Source organism: uncultured Subdoligranulum sp. (assembly GCF_963931595.1).
In the GTDB taxonomy this organism is placed as follows: Bacteria; Bacillota; Clostridia; order Oscillospirales; family Ruminococcaceae; genus Gemmiger.
This window is the reverse complement of the sequence record NZ_OZ007030.1, coordinates 1,511,368-1,525,898: the sequence shown is the minus strand read 5'-3', so window position 1 is coordinate 1,525,898 and position 14,531 is coordinate 1,511,368. Positions and strand designations below refer to the sequence as shown.

The window sequence follows — 14,531 nt, the reverse complement described above, 5'->3', positions numbered from 1 at the left end:
GCGGAACCTGCGGCAACATTCTCCCTCCGTACCTTCTATAATACCGCAGCAAACCCGGTGTGCGTCAATCATTTTTTGAAAAAATTCAAAGTTTTACCTAAAATTCCTTTTTGCAGGGGAGGATTTTGAGCGGGTCGGTTTACTTTTGGGGACGCAAGCGGTATAATACCGATATCTATTTGTTGGAAAGGAATAACACTTTGGAACGTAAGCAACTCGCGCCCGGTGTCTTCATCACGACGCTGGACGCTTCAAAATTCAATCGCTGCCGCATCACCATCCATCTGCGCTTTCCGGCGCGGCGGGAGTCCGCCACCGATGCCGCCGTGCTGGCCCTGGTGCTGGAGCGCGGCTATGCGGCCTGCCCGGATATGACGGCACTGTCCCGCCGGCTGGCCGAACTGTACGGTGCCGATTTGGGGGTGGATCTCTCCAACGCCGGGACGGACCGCATTCTCTCGGCGGATATCTGCGGCATCCAGGACCGCTACGCCCTGAACGGGGAGAACCTGACGGACGCCTATGCCGACATTGTCTTCGGCACGATCTTCGACCCCTACCTGGTGGACGGTGTCTTTGACGCCGAGGCCGTGCGCATCGAGACGGAGACCCAGGCCCGGCGGCTGGAAGCGGAGTTCAACTCCAAGCGGCTCTACTGCGTGCGCCAGGCGCGGCGCAAATTCTTCGGGGATTCCCCGGCGGGCATCGAGCTGGGCGGCTATCCCGGGGAACTGGTCCATGTGACGCCCGCCAGCCTGAAGGCGGAGTATGACCGGATTCTCTCCAGCGCCACCATCGATGTCATGGTACAGGGGGCGAACGAGGCCCGGGTGGCGGATCTTCTTCTGCAGAAGCTGCAGCACCTTGCCCGGCAGCCCCAGCCCTTTGCGGCGCCCATGGGGATGCCCGCCGCGCCGGTGCAGCATTACCGGGAGGAGATCCCCGGCCTGACCCAGGCCAAACTCTGCATGCTGTTCACGGCGGGGGACAACCCCAACCCGCCCAGTGTCAGCATCCTGCGGGTGGCCATGAGCGTGCTGGGCGGTTCCGCCACCAGCCGGCTGTTCCGCAACGTGCGGGAAAAGCAGTCGCTGTGCTATTACTGCGGTTCGGCGGCCCAGCGGGCCACCGGCGTGATGATGATCGATTCCGGCGTGGAACCGGGCCGGGAGGAGCAGGCCGAAGCGGCCATTCTGGCCGAGTGGGAGGCCCTCAAGAACGGCCCCATCACCCAGGAAGAGGTGGACGACTGCCGCCGCAGTCTGCTCTCCGGCATGGACGCGCTGGGGGACAGTCTGGCCGCGCTGGAAGGCTGGTACTACGGCCAGATCACCCGGGACGAGCCGCTCTACCCGCCGGAATACGGCAAGGTGCTCACCAGCGCTGTGTCGCTGGACGAGGTGCGCCAGGCCCTGCAGGGTTACAGCTATTCGGTCTGCTATGCCGTCACGGCCAAACCCGGCACCCAGGGGAAAGGAGGCGCCGAAGATGTCCAATAACGAACGATTCGCCGCCGCCCAGGCCCGGGCCGCCGCGGCCGTCAGCTGCGAGAAGGTGGTGCTGCCCAGCGGCCTGACGGTGCTCTGCCGCACCATGCCGGGCTACAGCAGCGTGCATGCCATCTATGCCACCGCCTTCGGCTCCATCCACCGCCAGTTCACGCTGGACGGCAAACCGGTGTCCCTGCCGGCCGGCACGGCCCATTTCCTGGAACACAAAATGTGCGAAACGCCCCAGGGCGATTCCTTCAGCTTCTATGCCAAGACCGGCGCTTCGGCCAATGCCTTCACCAGCTATGACCGCACCTGCTATATCTTCTCGGCCACCCAGAAAATCGAGGAAAATCTGGACATTCTGCTGGGCCTGGTGGGCAAACCCTGGTTCACCAAGGAGACCATCGCCAAGGAGCAGGGCATCATCGGCCAGGAGATCAAGATGTACGACGACAGCCCCGACTGGCGGCTGCTCAACGCCCTCTTCCGCTGCCTGTACACCGACCACCCCCTGCGGGACGACATCGCCGGCACGGTGGACAGCATCGCCACGCTGACGCCCCAGATGCTCTACAGCTGCACCAAAGCCTTTTATGCGCCCTCCAACATGGTGCTGTCGGTGGCGGGCAAGATCACGCTGGACCAGGCGGTGGAAGCCTGCAAGCGCAACGGTCTCTACCGGGCCCGTGCGGCGCACCAGGTGGAATGGGAGATCCCGGCGGAAACGGGCCCCATTCCCTGCAAGGAGGCGCATTTCACCATGCCGGTGAACAAGCCCTGCTTCGGCGTGGCCTACCGGGAGCCGCCGCTGGCCCACGGGGACCTGAAGCGGGAACTGCTGCTGGACATGCTGGGCGATCTGGTGGCGGGCGGTCTGACAAACCTGTACCGGAAACTGTACGATGAAGCCCTGGTCAACCCGGAGTTTTCCGGCGACTTCCTGGCAGTGCAGGGGGCCTGCGCGGTAGCTTTCACCGGGGAGAGCGAAGAACCCCGGAAGGTGACCGAGATGCTCCAGGCGGAGATCGAGCGGATGCGCACCGAGGGCATCGACCCGGAGCTGTTCCTGCTGGTGAAAAACCAGATGTACGGCGAACTGCTGGGCGACGTGGAGACGGTGGATGATGCCGCCGAGGAAGCGGCCGCCGCCTGCCTGAAGGGCCGCACGCTGGCCGATGAGATCGCGGCGCTGGCGGAGCTGACGGTGGAGGATGCCAATGCGCTGATGCAGACGGCGCTGCGGGAGGAAAACCGCGCCTACGTGCAGATCGACCCGCAGTAATATAATAGAAGAAATCGAGGAAGTATTATGGTCTACCATGTTCAATTCCCGGGACTGGGCCTGTCGTTTACCATCAACCGGGTGGCCCTGTCCATCGGCGGATTCAATATCTATTGGTACGGCGTTATCATTGCGGTGGGCATGCTGCTGGCGCTGTTGTATGCGTTCCGCAACGCCCCGGACTTCGGCATTGACTCCGACCGTCTGGTGGATGTTGTGGCCATCGGTACCGTGATGGCCATTGTCTGTGCGCGCATCTACTATGTGGCCATGGCGCCCTTCCAGTATCACAGCCTCTGGGAGATGGTGGACATCCGCCTGGGCGGCATTGCCATTTACGGCGCGGTGATCGGCGCCTTTGTCTTCGGCGGTCTGGCCGCCAAATGGCGCAAGGTGCCGCTGCTGCCGCTGTTCGATCTGGTGGCGCTGGGCTTCCTCATCGGGCAGGGCATCGGCCGCTGGGGCAACTTTGTGAACCAGGAAGCCTTCGGCACCAACACCACGCTGCCCTGGGGCATGTACAGCGAGGGCACCAAGGCCTACCTGCAGTCGGTGCAGGTCACGCTGCCGGCCGGCGTGACGGTGGACCCCAGCATGCCGGTGCATCCCACCTTCCTGTATGAGAGCATCTGGTGCCTGGTGGGCTTTGTGGCGCTGGCGCTGTATGTCAAGCACCGCAAGTTCCACGGTCAGCTTTTCCTGCTGTACGCCATCTGGTACGGCCTGGGCCGCGGCTGGATCGAGGGCCTGCGCACCGACTCGCTGCTGATCGGCGGTACCGGCCTGCGGGCCAGCCAGCTGGTGGCCTACATCTCGGCATTGGCGGCCTTCTGCCTGCTGCTGGCGGGGATGCGCCGCGCCCGGGGCAAGACGCTCCAGGTAACGCTGGCCGTGCGTGACATTCAAAAGGAGGCCAAAGCGGGCAACCGCTTTGCGCCCGACACGCTGCCGGCCAATGCCTCCCATGCAGAGTTTGTGGCGGCCACCGATGCCATGAACGCCCGTCTGGCGGGACTGGACCTGGATGCCCCCGACATTGAGGAACTGGAAGATCCCGAACCGGAACCGGCCGGGGAAGCCCCCGCGCCGGCGCCGGACGAGATAGATCAATCTGCGGCCGAAGCGGAGGCGGCACAGCCTGCCGAAGGGGAGGACGCACAGCAGGAGGGAAAGTAAATGAGTGCAAAGATCATCGACGGCAAGGCGCTGGCGGCCCAGGTCAAGCAGGAGGCTGCCCAGCAGGTGGAGGAACTGAAGGCGCAGGGCGTGACCCCCTGCCTGGCGGTTATTCTGGTGGGGGAGGACCCCGCCAGCCAGGTGTATGTGCGGGGCAAGATCAATGACTGTGCCCAGTGCGGCATGGAGAGCCGGAACATCCGTCTGCCGGAGACCACCACCCAGAAGGAGCTGCTGGCCCAGGTCAGCGCCCTGGCACAGGACCCCGCCGTGCACGGCATCCTCGTACAGCTGCCGCTGCCGGCACAGATCGACGAGAAGGCGGTCATCGACGCCATCCCGCCCGAGAAGGACGTGGACGGCTTCTCCCCGGTGAATGTGGGCCGTATGCAGATCGGGGAACCCTGCTATCTGCCCTGCACGCCTGCGGGCTGCATCCGTATGATTGAGTCCACCGGCACCGACATCACCGGCAAGCACGCCGTGGTGATCGGCCGGTCCAACATTGTGGGCAAGCCGGCGGCCATGCTGCTGCTGGCGAAAAACGCCACCGTGACCATCTGCCATTCCAGGACGCAGAACCTCAAGGAAATCTGTGCCTCCGCCGACATTCTGGTGGCGGCGGTGGGCCGCGAGGGCTTTGTCACCGGGGATATGGTCAAGCCTGGCGCGGTGGTCATCGATGTGGGCATCAACCGCGGCGCCGACGGCAAACTGCACGGGGATGTGGACTTTGCGGCGGCCTGCGAGAAGGCTTCCTGGATCACGCCGGTGCCCGGCGGGGTGGGTCCCATGACCCGCGCCATGCTCATGCTCAACACGGTGGAGGCAGCCCGCCGCACGCTGAAGAAATAAAATACGCTGCATCGGTCTTGTTCTGATGAAAATGTCTTGACAAGCCGCACAATCTATGGTATAGTTTTAAGGCCGCTTGGTATGGGCCCGAAAAGTGTGTGGTTTTGCCGCAACGCCCTACTGTCCAGCGAGACTTGTTGAAAGAGGTTATCCGAATGTACGCAGTTATCAAGACCGGTGGCAAGCAGTACAGCGTCAAGGTTGGCGACGTGGTTTACGTCGAGAAGCTCAACGCTGAGGCTGACAGCGAAGTCACCTTCGATCAGGTCCTGGCCGTTGGCGAGGAGGGCGCTGTCAAGGTTGGCGCTCCCGTTGTTGAGGGCGCTTCCGTCACTGCCAAGGTCGTCAAGAACGGCAAGGGCAAGAAGCTCAACATCATCACCTACCGTCCCAAGAAGGGCAGCATGGTCCGCAAGGGTCATCGTCAGCCCTACACCAAGGTGGAAATCACCGCGATTAACGGCTAAGGAGGTACAGCACAATGGCACATAAAAAAGGCGTAGGTTCTACCAAGAACGGCCGTGATTCCGAGTCCAAGCGCCTCGGCGTCAAGCGCGGCGACGGTCAGTTCGTTCTGGCCGGCAACATTCTGGTCCGCCAGCGCGGCACCCACATCCATCCGGGTGAGGGCGTCGGCATTGGCAGCGACGACACGCTGTTTGCCCTCGTGGATGGCCGCGTTCACTTCGAGCGCATGGGCCGCGACCGCAAGCGCTGCACGGTCAAGCAGTAAAAAAACCAGACGGGCGGGCCGGCATGGCCTGCCCGATTTTTATTCTAGACGGTGCCCTGCACCGCGCGAGGTACACTAATGGCAACCAGCAATTTTATTGATACCGCAACCATCTGGCTGCACGCCGGCAAGGGCGGCGACGGCGCCGTGACCTTCCACCGGGAGAAATTCGTGGCGGCGGGCGGTCCCGACGGCGGCGACGGCGGCCGCGGCGGCGACATCATCTTTGTGGCCGACGACAACCTTTCCACCCTGATGGACTTCCGCTACAAGCGCAAGTACACGGCGGCGGACGGGGAGAACGGCCGTGCCAAGCGGCAGAGTGGCGCAGACGCCGACGATCTTGTGATCAGGGTGCCCCGGGGCACCGTGCTCAAGGAGGCGGAGACCGGCCTGGTCATTGCCGATCTGTCCGGCTCCGACCCGGTGGTGGTGGCCAAGGGCGGCCGCGGCGGCTGGGGCAACTCCCACTTTGCCACCCCCACCCGTCAGATTCCCAAGTTTGCCAAGCCCGGCCTGCCGGGGGAGGACCTGCACGTCCAGCTGGAACTGAAGGTCATCGCCGATGTGGGCCTGATCGGCTTCCCCAACGTGGGCAAATCCACCCTTATCAGCATCATCTCGGCGGCCAAGCCCAAGATCGCCAACTATCACTTCACCACGCTGACCCCCGTGCTGGGCGTGGTGCGGGTGGGTCCGGAACAGAGCTTTGTCTGCGCCGATATCCCCGGTCTCATTGAGGGCGCCGCCGAAGGCGTGGGCCTGGGCCATGATTTCCTGCGCCATGTGGAGCGCTGCCGGCTGCTGCTGCACGTGGTGGATGTGTCCGGCTGCGAGGGGCGCGACCCCAAGGCGGACTTTGAGCAGATCAACCATGAGCTGGCGGGCTTCAGCGCCGAGCTGGCCCAGCGTCCCCAGATCGTGCTGGGCAACAAGTGCGACATCGCCACCCCGGAACAGGTGGAGGAGTTCAAAAACTATATTGAAGGGAAGGGCCTGACCTTCCTGCCCATCTCGGCAGCCACCCGCCAGGGGGTGGACGGCCTGCCGGCGCTGGTCTACAACCGGCTCAAGGACCTGCCGCCCATCAAGGTGTACGCGCCGGAATACAAGCGTCCCGACAAGAGCCTGGAGCCCACCCGGCCCTTTACCGTCACCCGCACCGGCGAGCACGAGTTCACCATCGATGCCCCCTGGCTGGAGCGCATTCTGGCCGGCACCAACGTGGAGGACTACGAGAGCCTGCAGTATTTCCAGACCCAGCTGGGCGATTCCGGCATTCTGGACAAGCTGGTGGCGGAGGGCGTCGAGGAGGACGACACCATCAAGATCGGCGAATACGAGTTTGATTATCTGTATTGAGTATGCTGTTTGAGACAAAACCCGAAGTGGATATTCATGAGATGTCCCCGCTGGCGCTGGCCTTTGTGGGGGACGCGGTGCTGGAACTGCTGGTGCGCGCCAAACTGGTGGGCACCACCCGGCTGCAGCCCAACCGCCTGCACACCGTGGCCACCAATTATGTGAGCGCCCACGCCCAGAGCCGGGAACTGGAAATCCTGGAACCGCTGCTCAGCGAAGCGGAAGCCAGCGTGCTGCGCCGGGGCAAGAACGCCAGCAAAGCCAGCGTGGCCAAACATGCCACCGTGCAGGAGTACCGGGCCTCCACCGGCTTTGAGTGCCTGCTGGGCTGGCTTTATCTGCAGGGGCGCACCGACCGCGTCCAGGAATTGTTTGATGCCCTCTGGACAGGGTATCAGCCGCAATAAAAAGGCCCCGGCCCCTTTGCGGGGGCCGGAGCCTTTTCTGCACCGTATCAGCGGTGCACCGGAAAATCACTTGCAGTTCTTGCTCTCGGTCGCGCTGGTGGTGCGGTTGGTGCTGCGCTGCTGGGTACCGTTGGTGGTCTTTTTCTGGGTGCCATTGGTGGTGTTGGTGGTGCGGTTGGTCGTGTTGTTCGTCTGATTCTTTGCCATGAGAGGTTACTCCTTTCGCAAGTAAAAAACGATCTTGCGGTTTTGTGGCCGCACTGGTAGTTTGCCCGGTCATGGCCTGTTTATGCAAGGGAGGATACAAGATGGAATTCCCCGCCGACTTTGCCGCGCGGGAGCGTGCCCTGCTGGGGGAGCGCTTCGAGGAACTCTACCGCTATGCCACGCCGGAACCGGCCCGGGGCATCACCGTCAACACGCTGCGCTGCACGCCGGACTGGCTCAAAGACCATGCGGATTTTGCCGTGGAAGCGTCGCCGTTCTGTCCTGCGGCCTTCACCACCGAAGCCGGATGGCGTCCCGGGCGTCATCCCTGGCACCATGCCGGGGTGTTCTACGCCCAGGAACCCAGCGCCAGCGCCCCGGCGGCGCTGCTGGATGTGCAGCCCGGCATGCGGGTGGCGGACCTGTGCGCCGCACCGGGGGGCAAGACCAGCCAGCTGGCGGCGGCGCTGCAGGGTCAGGGCCTTCTGGTGGCCAACGAGTATGTGGCGGCGCGGGCCGAAGTGCTGCGCCAGAACCTGGAGCGGATGGGGGTGACCAACGCCCTCATCACCAACGAGGACACCGCCCGCCTGGCCGCCGCCTGGCCCGGCCGGTTTGACCGGGTGCTGGTGGACGCGCCCTGTTCCGGGGAAGGCATGTTCCGCAAGGAGGCAGTGGCCGCCACCCAGCATAATGAAGCGCTGGTGGAGCACTGTGCCGCACTGGGCGCCGAGATCCTGGAGAACGCGGCGGCGCTGCTGGCGCCGGGGGGCATCCTCGTCTACTCCACCTGCACCTTTGCCCCCCAGGAGGATGAGGGGCAGATGGCGGCCTTCCTGGCCCGCCATCCCGAGTTTTCCCTCTGTGACCTGTCGGGGTGCGGTTTCGGCCGCCCCGGGGAGGCCAACCGTGCCCCCGAGGGCTTTGACGCCCGGCGGTGCCGCCGCATCTGGCCGGCGGACGGCGGGGAGGGGCATTTCATGGCCAAACTGCAGAAATCCCCGGCGGCGGAACCGGCCGCCCCGGGCCGCGGCAAGCCGCCGCGGGCTCCGAAAGTGCCGTCCGAATGGACGGATTTTGCCCGGACCTACTTCCCGGAACTGGCACAGCGGCCGGTGACGACGGCAGGGGACTGGCTGCTGCTGCCGCCCGCGGGCGGCGAGGAACTGCCGCTGGGCAAGCTGCGGCTGGTCCGCGGCGGTGTGCTGGCAGGCAGTGTGGTCAAAAAGCGGTTCCAGCCCGCCCATGCGCTTTTCATGGCCTATGGAGCCCGATGCACCAACCGGGAAAACCTGACCCGGGAGGATCCCCGCACCGAGGCCTGGCTGCGTGGCGAGGAGATCGAGGCCCGCGACGCAGACAGCGGATGGTGCGCGGTCTGCGTGGACGGCTTCCCGCTGGGAGCGGGGAAGGTCAGCGGTGGCCGCATCAAGAACCACTATCCCAAGGGATTGAGAAATCTTCGGTAATACGAATAAAAAATGAGGACCGCGCCCGGGCAGCCGGAAAGGCTGTGACGGCGCGGTTCTGTCTTGTTGCATGAAAAAGTGTGGAGAAAGTTCCCACAATTTTCACGGTTTTATACGGGGGCAAACCCTTGACCGAACCTGCACAGCATGGTATCCTTATAAATGTATGACTGTAACCATAACCCGGACGTAGCAAGTCAACAGGAGTTCATCAATGATCGATTTTGAGCATGTTTCCAAGACCTACGAGACCCACAATGACGAGAATGTGGCCCTCGAGGATATCAATATTCACATCGATGAAGGCGAGTTTGTCTTCATTCTGGGCCACTCCGGTGCAGGCAAATCCACCTTCCTGAAGCTGATCCAGATGGAGGAGAAGCCCACCGAGGGCAAGGTCTTCATCAACGGACAGGACCTGACCAGGATCAAGCGGCGCAAGGTGCCCTACCTGCGCCGTCAGATGGGTGTGGTGTTCCAGGACTTCCGCCTGATCCCCACCATGACGGTCTACGAGAATGTGGCCTTTGCCATGCGGGTGACCAACATCTCCACCAAGAAGATCAAGGCCCGCGTGCCCTTTGCCCTGTCGCTGGTGGGCCTGGAGGACAAGATGGACCGCCTGCCCGATGAGCTTTCCGGCGGCGAGCAGCAGCGTGTGGCGGTGGCCCGCGCCCTGGCCCACGGCCCCAAGATCATCATCGCGGACGAGCCCACCGGCAACATCGACCCGGAAATGTCGCTGGATATCATGCAGCTGTTTGAGGCCATCAACAAGGTCAACATCACGGTGGTGGTCGTTACCCACGAGCACGAGCTGGTCCACAAGCTGGCGGCCAAATACAACAATCGCGTCATCACACTGGCGGACGGTATGGTGGCATCCGATACCGCCCACCCGGAGGTGGCGCGTCGCTATGCCGCCAAGGTGGCAGCCCGCAGCCGCGAGGAATACGACGACGAATAACCCATAACAGAACCAAGAGGGGAACAACATGCGTTTTTCCAGTTTTACATACCTGGTCGGTCAGGGCCTGCACAATCTGCGGGCCAACCGGCTGATGACCTTTGCCTCGATGGGCGTGCTGACGGTCTGCATGCTGCTGATCGGTGCGGCGTATCTGCTGGGCGTCAACATTGACGCCATGGTGGCCTACATCGGCGACCAGAACGAGACCGTCGTCTACATGAACCTGGACGCCACCGAGGACCAGATCGCCGCAGCGGATTCCGCCATCCGCAGCACCGAGCATGTGGTGGGGGTTACCTACGTATCGCCCCAGGAAGTGCTTTCCATCTACAGCGATATGCTGTCCGACTACATCGACCTGCAGTCCGCCTTTGCCAATGACAACCCGTTCTATCCCAACTACCGGGTGGTGGTGGACAGCCCCGACAACATCCCCGCCGTGAAGCAGCAGCTGGAACAGATCGACGGCGTCTACCGCGTCAATGCGCCGCTGGATCTGTCCAACATCTTCGTGTCGCTGCAGCGCACCATCAGTTACGCCTGCTACGTGGTGGTGGGCGTGCTGGCCATCGTCAGCATTGTGGTCATCAACAACACCATCAAAATCACGGTCTTCAACCGCCGCAAGGAGATCGGCATCATGAAGCTGGTGGGCGCCACCAACGGCTTCATCCGGTTCCCCTTCTTTGTGGAGGGTGTCACCTCCGGCCTGATCGCGGCGGCCATCGCCTCCGGCGTGGTGTGCGGCGCCTACTACGCGCTCTGCCGCTGGTACGCCGAGAATCCCAGCACCCTTTCCCAGATGTTCGGCGGCCAGCTGGTGCCCCTCACCGATGTGTGGTATTACATTGTGGGCGGCTTCGCGCTGCTGGGTTTTGTGCTGTGCGGCATCGGTACGGCCACCAGTATCCGTAAACATCTGAATGTGTGAGCAAACAGGACGGAACGAACCATGAAGAGAATTTCACCGCTGATCAAACGCGCCGTGTCCATGACGTTGGCGGTGGCGATGGTTGTGAGCATAACGGTCTCCACCAACACCATGACACTGGCGGACGATAAAAAATCCGAACTGCAGGCGCAGAAAGACGCCGCCCAGCAGGAACTGGAGGAAATCCAGCAAAAAATCAAGGACAACCAGGCCAAAAAAGCCAACGCCGAGGACCTGAAGGAGCAGTACCAGCAGCAGACCGAGGTCATCACCACCCAGATCGGCCTGCTGCAGAAGTCCATTGCCCAGGTTGAGGAGGACATCAACAACAAGCAGCTGGAAATCGACGAGAAGCAGGCGGAAGTGGATGTCAAGCAGGCCGAATACGATGAGCGCTGGGCCGGTTTCAAGGAGCGCCTGGGCGCCATGCAGATGCTCAACGACGGCGGCTCCATCGCGCTGCTTTCCAGCGCCAACAACCTCTATCAGCTGCTGACTTTCGCCGAATCCCTGGAGCAGATCTCCAGCAAGGATAAGGAGATCTGCCAGCAGATCGAAACCCAGCGCCAGGAGCTGGAAAACCAGCGCACCGAACTGGAGAATGCCAAGGCGGAGCTGGAAGCCAACCAGGCCGACCTGGAAGACCAGAACAGCCAGCTGGACAGCAAGAAGTCCGAACTGCAGACCAGTATCCAGCAGCAGGACCAGACCATCTCGGATGCGGAGGCAAAAGAAGAGGCGCTGAAGGTCGAGGAGGAGCAGGCCCGGAAAAATCTGGATGAGGCCGCCGCCCAGCTGGATGCCTACCTGAATGCGCAGGTCAACAAGTACAGCAGTGCGGCGCTGACCTGCTCGCTGAGCTTCGGCCCGGCCCTGCCTTCCTACAAGTACATCTCCTGCGTGTTCGGCACCGGCGGTCACCGCGGCACCGACTTCGCGGCCCCCGGCGGCACCGAAATTTATGCCATTGCAGATGGCATCGTCACCGACGCCACCTATCATTACAGCTGGGGCAACTACGTGCAGATCTACCACGGCAAGGACGACCAGGGCAACACCTACTCCACGCTCTACGCCCATATGATCAGCACTCCCATCGTCAGCGCCGGGCAGAGTGTCACCAAAGGCCAGGTCATCGGTTATGTGGGCTCTACCGGCTATTCTACCGGCAACCACCTGCATCTGGAAATGAAGATCAACGGCGTGCTGACCAACGTCGTCAACTGGATCCCGCACTAGTCGCGGAGGAGGGAGCTATCCATGAAACCGCAGAAGCATAAAACGGCTGTGCGCATTTTCTGTCTTGTGTTCGCAGCCATGATGGTGTTGAGTCTGTTCAGCACCATTCTGTTCTCGTTGTCCTACGCCGCCTGAGGCGGTCACCAAACAGTAAGGAGCCGTCTGACCCATGAGTAAAAAAATCAGTCTGGGCGTTGCTGCCACCATTGCGCTGATCGCAATGGCGGTGACCTTTTCGCTTACGATGGTCATTTCGATGAATATGTTCAACTCTACCGTGTCCAGCGTCAAGAACAAGGAACGGCAGTACAACAAACTCTCGGAGATCGACCGCTTTGTGCGCGCCAATGAGTATTTTACCATCAATGAGGATACCCTCAACGATACGATTGCCGCCGGATATATGCTGGGCATCAACGACAAGTATGCCCGCTATTACAGCGCCAAGGCCTACAGCGAGATGCAGGGTGTGGCTTCCGGCAAGCTGACCGGCATCGGCGTGGCGGTGGTCAACGATGCCTCCTCGGGCTACGCGCGGATCATCCGTGTCTATGACGGCTCTCCGGCCAGCGAGCAGGGCCTGGAAGTGCGCGGCTTCATCACAGCCATCAACGGCACTTCCACCAAGACGATGGGGGATACCGCCACCATCACATCGGCGCTGCTGGGGGAGGAAGGCACCACCACCACGATTACCTACCTGACGCCGGACCGCCAGGAGCAGACGCTGGACCTGGTGCACACCAACTACAATACGCCCACCCTTTCCTACCAGCTGACGGCCGGCACCTGCGGGTATATCCGTATGGACTCCTTCGGAACCGGCACCGCCACCGAATTCAAGACGGCGGTGGACAGCCTGAAGGAGCAGGGCGCCACCTGCTATGTGTTTGACCTGCGGGACAATGCCGGCGAAAACCTCAACGCCGCGCTGGTGTCGGCGGATTACTGCGTCCCCTCGGGCCTGATTGCCCAGCAGGAAAACAAGGATGGCACCACCACCGATCTTCGCATCTCTGACGAAAACGAGGTGTCGTTGCCCATGGTCTGCCTGGTGAACGGCAGCACGGCAGGCGGTGCGGAACTGTTTGCCAATGCCCTGCGCAAGATGGGCGGGGCCACCCTGGTGGGTACCACCACCATGGGCAAGGGCGTCGTCATGAGCGATGCGCAGAGCTTCTCGGACGGTTCGGCGGCCTACATCACGGTGGGTCTGCTGCTGGACAATGAAGGCCAGACCTGGAATGACACCGGTCTAACCCCCGACGTGGATGCCGCGCTGAGCGCCGACCAGCAGAGCGCCTACTATGACTTCACCATCGAGAATGACCCGCAGATCAGCAAAGCGGTCAATGCCGCCATGTCGCTGGCGGGGCAGAACTGATCAGGGAAAGGAAGAATACTGTGCCCAATCTGACCGACCTTTCCACCATCCGCGACCTGTGTGCGCGGTATGATTTCACCCTCTCCAAGGGGTTCGGCCAAAACTTCATCATCAATCCGGGCATCTGCCCCCGTATTGCGGAGGCGGCGGAGATCGGCCCCGGCTGGGGCGTGCTGGAGATCGGCCCCGGCATCGGGGTACTCACCGAACAGCTCTGCAAGCGCGCTGACAAGGTGGTTTCGGTGGAGGTGGACAAGCGCCTCCCGCCGCTGCTGGCGGAAACGATGGCCGGGTACGACAATTTCAAGCTGGTGCTGCAGGATGTGCTCAAGGTGGACCTGAAGGCGCTGCTGGCGGAGGAGTTCGGCGACAAGCCGGTGGCGGTCTGTGCTAATCTGCCCTATTACATCACCAGCCCCATTCTGATGCGCCTTCTGGAGGAAAAACTCCCCATCCGGAACATTACTGTCATGGTGCAAAGGGAGGCTGCACAGCGCCTCTGCGCCGCCCCTGGCACCCGGGAGGCCGGCGCCATCAGCTACGCGGTGGCCTATTATGCCCAGCCCAAAATGCTCTTTACGGTGCAGCCGGGCAGTTTCTATCCGGCGCCCAGCGTGACCAGTGCGGTTATCCGGCTGGATGTGCGGCAAGAGCCGCCGGTGGAACTGCCGGAAGGGCAGGAGAGTGCCTACTTTGCGCTGATCCGCGCGGCCTTCTCCCAGCGGCGCAAGACGGCGGCCAATGCCATCGCCAACGGTCTCAAACTTCCCAAAGCCCAGGTATTGGCCGCCTTGCAGAAGGCAGGCATGGACAAGCGCGCCCGCCCCGAACAGCTGACGCTGCAGGACTATGCGGCGCTGCTGACGGCGCTCCATGAGGATTGACAACGCCACTCCGAATGTGCTATACTAACTAAGTTCCGCTAGCATAGCACAATTGGCAGTGCAGCTGATTTGTAATCAGCAGGTTGCAGGTTCGATTCCTGTTGCTAGCTCCAAACAGCAAAGCACCGCGGCCCGTCAG

Annotated in this window: 15 protein-coding genes and 1 tRNA gene; 15 read left to right on the top strand and 1 reads right to left on the bottom strand. The window is 62.3% G+C overall.

The genetic code is table 11. The annotated features are described in order from the left end of the window. Window positions 1-200: 200 nt before the first annotated feature. The 8 genes from ABGT73_RS07320 to ABGT73_RS07285 all read left to right on the top strand — a co-directional run bounded on the left by ABGT73_RS07320 (window position 201) and on the right by ABGT73_RS07285 (window position 7,308). Complete coding sequence (locus ABGT73_RS07320; protein WP_346669142.1) at window positions 201-1,499, top strand: insulinase family protein; 1,299 nt, start codon at window positions 201-203, stop codon at window positions 1,497-1,499. Then, window positions 1,489-2,775 (top strand): EF-P 5-aminopentanol modification-associated protein YfmH, encoded by a 1,287-nt coding sequence (locus tag ABGT73_RS07315; protein ID WP_346669141.1) that lies wholly within the window; start codon window positions 1,489-1,491, stop codon window positions 2,773-2,775. Before ABGT73_RS07320 ends, ABGT73_RS07315 begins: the two co-directional genes overlap by 11 nt. Window positions 2,776-2,802: 27 nt before the next feature. Beyond that, on the top strand, window positions 2,803-3,951 hold the full coding sequence (gene lgt, locus ABGT73_RS07310) for a prolipoprotein diacylglyceryl transferase (RefSeq protein WP_346669140.1): 1,149 nt from the start codon (window positions 2,803-2,805) through the stop codon (window positions 3,949-3,951). Beyond that, a complete protein-coding gene (gene folD, locus ABGT73_RS07305) occupies window positions 3,952-4,806 on the top strand; it encodes a bifunctional methylenetetrahydrofolate dehydrogenase/methenyltetrahydrofolate cyclohydrolase FolD (protein WP_346669139.1) in 855 nt (284 codons plus the stop codon). A 155-nt stretch (window positions 4,807-4,961) separates the two neighbouring features. Then, a complete protein-coding gene (gene rplU / locus ABGT73_RS07300; RefSeq protein WP_346669138.1) occupies window positions 4,962-5,273 on the top strand; it encodes a 50S ribosomal protein L21 in 312 nt (103 codons plus the stop codon). Window positions 5,274-5,287: 14 nt separating this feature from the next. Next, complete coding sequence (rpmA, locus tag ABGT73_RS07295; protein WP_007047068.1) at window positions 5,288-5,539, top strand: 50S ribosomal protein L27; 252 nt, start codon at window positions 5,288-5,290, stop codon at window positions 5,537-5,539. Window positions 5,540-5,617: 78 nt separating this feature from the next. Next, window positions 5,618-6,901: a GTPase ObgE gene (gene obgE / locus ABGT73_RS07290; RefSeq protein ID WP_346669137.1), complete on the top strand. Its 1,284-nt coding sequence runs from the start codon at window positions 5,618-5,620 to the stop codon at window positions 6,899-6,901. A gap of 2 nt (window positions 6,902-6,903) precedes the next feature. Then, on the top strand, window positions 6,904-7,308 hold the full coding sequence (locus ABGT73_RS07285; protein WP_346669136.1) for a ribonuclease III domain-containing protein: 405 nt from the start codon (window positions 6,904-6,906) through the stop codon (window positions 7,306-7,308). 66 nt (window positions 7,309-7,374) lie between these two features. On the opposite strand, the gene ABGT73_RS07280 is transcribed toward ABGT73_RS07285, so the two are convergent. Further along, window positions 7,375-7,515 (bottom strand): hypothetical protein, encoded by a 141-nt coding sequence (locus ABGT73_RS07280; RefSeq protein WP_346669135.1) that lies wholly within the window; start codon window positions 7,513-7,515, stop codon window positions 7,375-7,377. A 101-nt stretch (window positions 7,516-7,616) separates the two neighbouring features. On the opposite strand from ABGT73_RS07280, the gene ABGT73_RS07275 reads away from it, so the two are divergent. From ABGT73_RS07275 to ABGT73_RS07245, 7 genes are all read left to right on the top strand, one after another. Further along, a complete protein-coding gene (locus ABGT73_RS07275) occupies window positions 7,617-8,984 on the top strand; it encodes an RsmB/NOP family class I SAM-dependent RNA methyltransferase (protein ID WP_346669134.1) in 1,368 nt (455 codons plus the stop codon). Between the two features lie 214 nt (window positions 8,985-9,198). After that, window positions 9,199-9,951, top strand: a complete 753-nt coding sequence (gene ftsE / locus ABGT73_RS07270; RefSeq protein ID WP_346669133.1) for a cell division ATP-binding protein FtsE — start codon at window positions 9,199-9,201, stop codon at window positions 9,949-9,951. 28 nt (window positions 9,952-9,979) lie between these two features. Then, window positions 9,980-10,885: a permease-like cell division protein FtsX gene (gene ftsX, locus ABGT73_RS07265; RefSeq protein WP_346669132.1), complete on the top strand. Its 906-nt coding sequence runs from the start codon at window positions 9,980-9,982 to the stop codon at window positions 10,883-10,885. A gap of 21 nt (window positions 10,886-10,906) precedes the next feature. Next, window positions 10,907-12,124, top strand: a complete 1,218-nt coding sequence (locus tag ABGT73_RS07260) for a peptidoglycan DD-metalloendopeptidase family protein (RefSeq protein ID WP_346669131.1) — start codon at window positions 10,907-10,909, stop codon at window positions 12,122-12,124. Between the two features lie 169 nt (window positions 12,125-12,293). Next, window positions 12,294-13,508 carry a S41 family peptidase gene (locus ABGT73_RS07255; RefSeq protein ID WP_346669130.1) on the top strand — a complete coding sequence of 405 codons (1,215 nt, stop codon included), beginning with the start codon at window positions 12,294-12,296 and terminating at the stop codon, window positions 13,506-13,508. Between the two features lie 20 nt (window positions 13,509-13,528). Continuing rightward, on the top strand, window positions 13,529-14,392 hold the full coding sequence (rsmA, locus tag ABGT73_RS07250) for a 16S rRNA (adenine(1518)-N(6)/adenine(1519)-N(6))-dimethyltransferase RsmA (protein ID WP_346669129.1): 864 nt from the start codon (window positions 13,529-13,531) through the stop codon (window positions 14,390-14,392). 37 nt (window positions 14,393-14,429) lie between these two features. Continuing rightward, window positions 14,430-14,505, top strand: a tRNA-Thr gene (locus tag ABGT73_RS07245). Window positions 14,506-14,531: the final 26 nt, after the last annotated feature.

Bases quoted from the DNA above. Each gene is read 5' to 3' on its own strand.
- ABGT73_RS07315 (WP_346669141.1), top strand. From the start codon at position 1,489: ATGTCCAATAACGAACGATTCGCCGCCGCCCAGGCCCGGGCCGCCGCG.
- lgt (WP_346669140.1), top strand. From the start codon at position 2,803: ATGGTCTACCATGTTCAATTCCCGGGACTGGGCCTGTCGTTTACCATC.
- folD (WP_346669139.1), top strand. From the start codon at position 3,952: ATGAGTGCAAAGATCATCGACGGCAAGGCGCTGGCGGCCCAGGTCAAG.
- rplU (WP_346669138.1), top strand. From the start codon at position 4,962: ATGTACGCAGTTATCAAGACCGGTGGCAAGCAGTACAGCGTCAAGGTT.
- rpmA (WP_007047068.1), top strand. From the start codon at position 5,288: ATGGCACATAAAAAAGGCGTAGGTTCTACCAAGAACGGCCGTGATTCC.
- obgE (WP_346669137.1), top strand. From the start codon at position 5,618: ATGGCAACCAGCAATTTTATTGATACCGCAACCATCTGGCTGCACGCC.
- ABGT73_RS07285 (WP_346669136.1), top strand. From the start codon at position 6,904: ATGCTGTTTGAGACAAAACCCGAAGTGGATATTCATGAGATGTCCCCG.
- ABGT73_RS07280 (WP_346669135.1), bottom strand. From the start codon at position 7,515: ATGGCAAAGAATCAGACGAACAACACGACCAACCGCACCACCAACACC.
- ABGT73_RS07275 (WP_346669134.1), top strand. From the start codon at position 7,617: ATGGAATTCCCCGCCGACTTTGCCGCGCGGGAGCGTGCCCTGCTGGGG.
- ftsE (WP_346669133.1), top strand. From the start codon at position 9,199: ATGATCGATTTTGAGCATGTTTCCAAGACCTACGAGACCCACAATGAC.
- ftsX (WP_346669132.1), top strand. From the start codon at position 9,980: ATGCGTTTTTCCAGTTTTACATACCTGGTCGGTCAGGGCCTGCACAAT.
- ABGT73_RS07260 (WP_346669131.1), top strand. From the start codon at position 10,907: ATGAAGAGAATTTCACCGCTGATCAAACGCGCCGTGTCCATGACGTTG.
- ABGT73_RS07255 (WP_346669130.1), top strand. From the start codon at position 12,294: ATGAGTAAAAAAATCAGTCTGGGCGTTGCTGCCACCATTGCGCTGATC.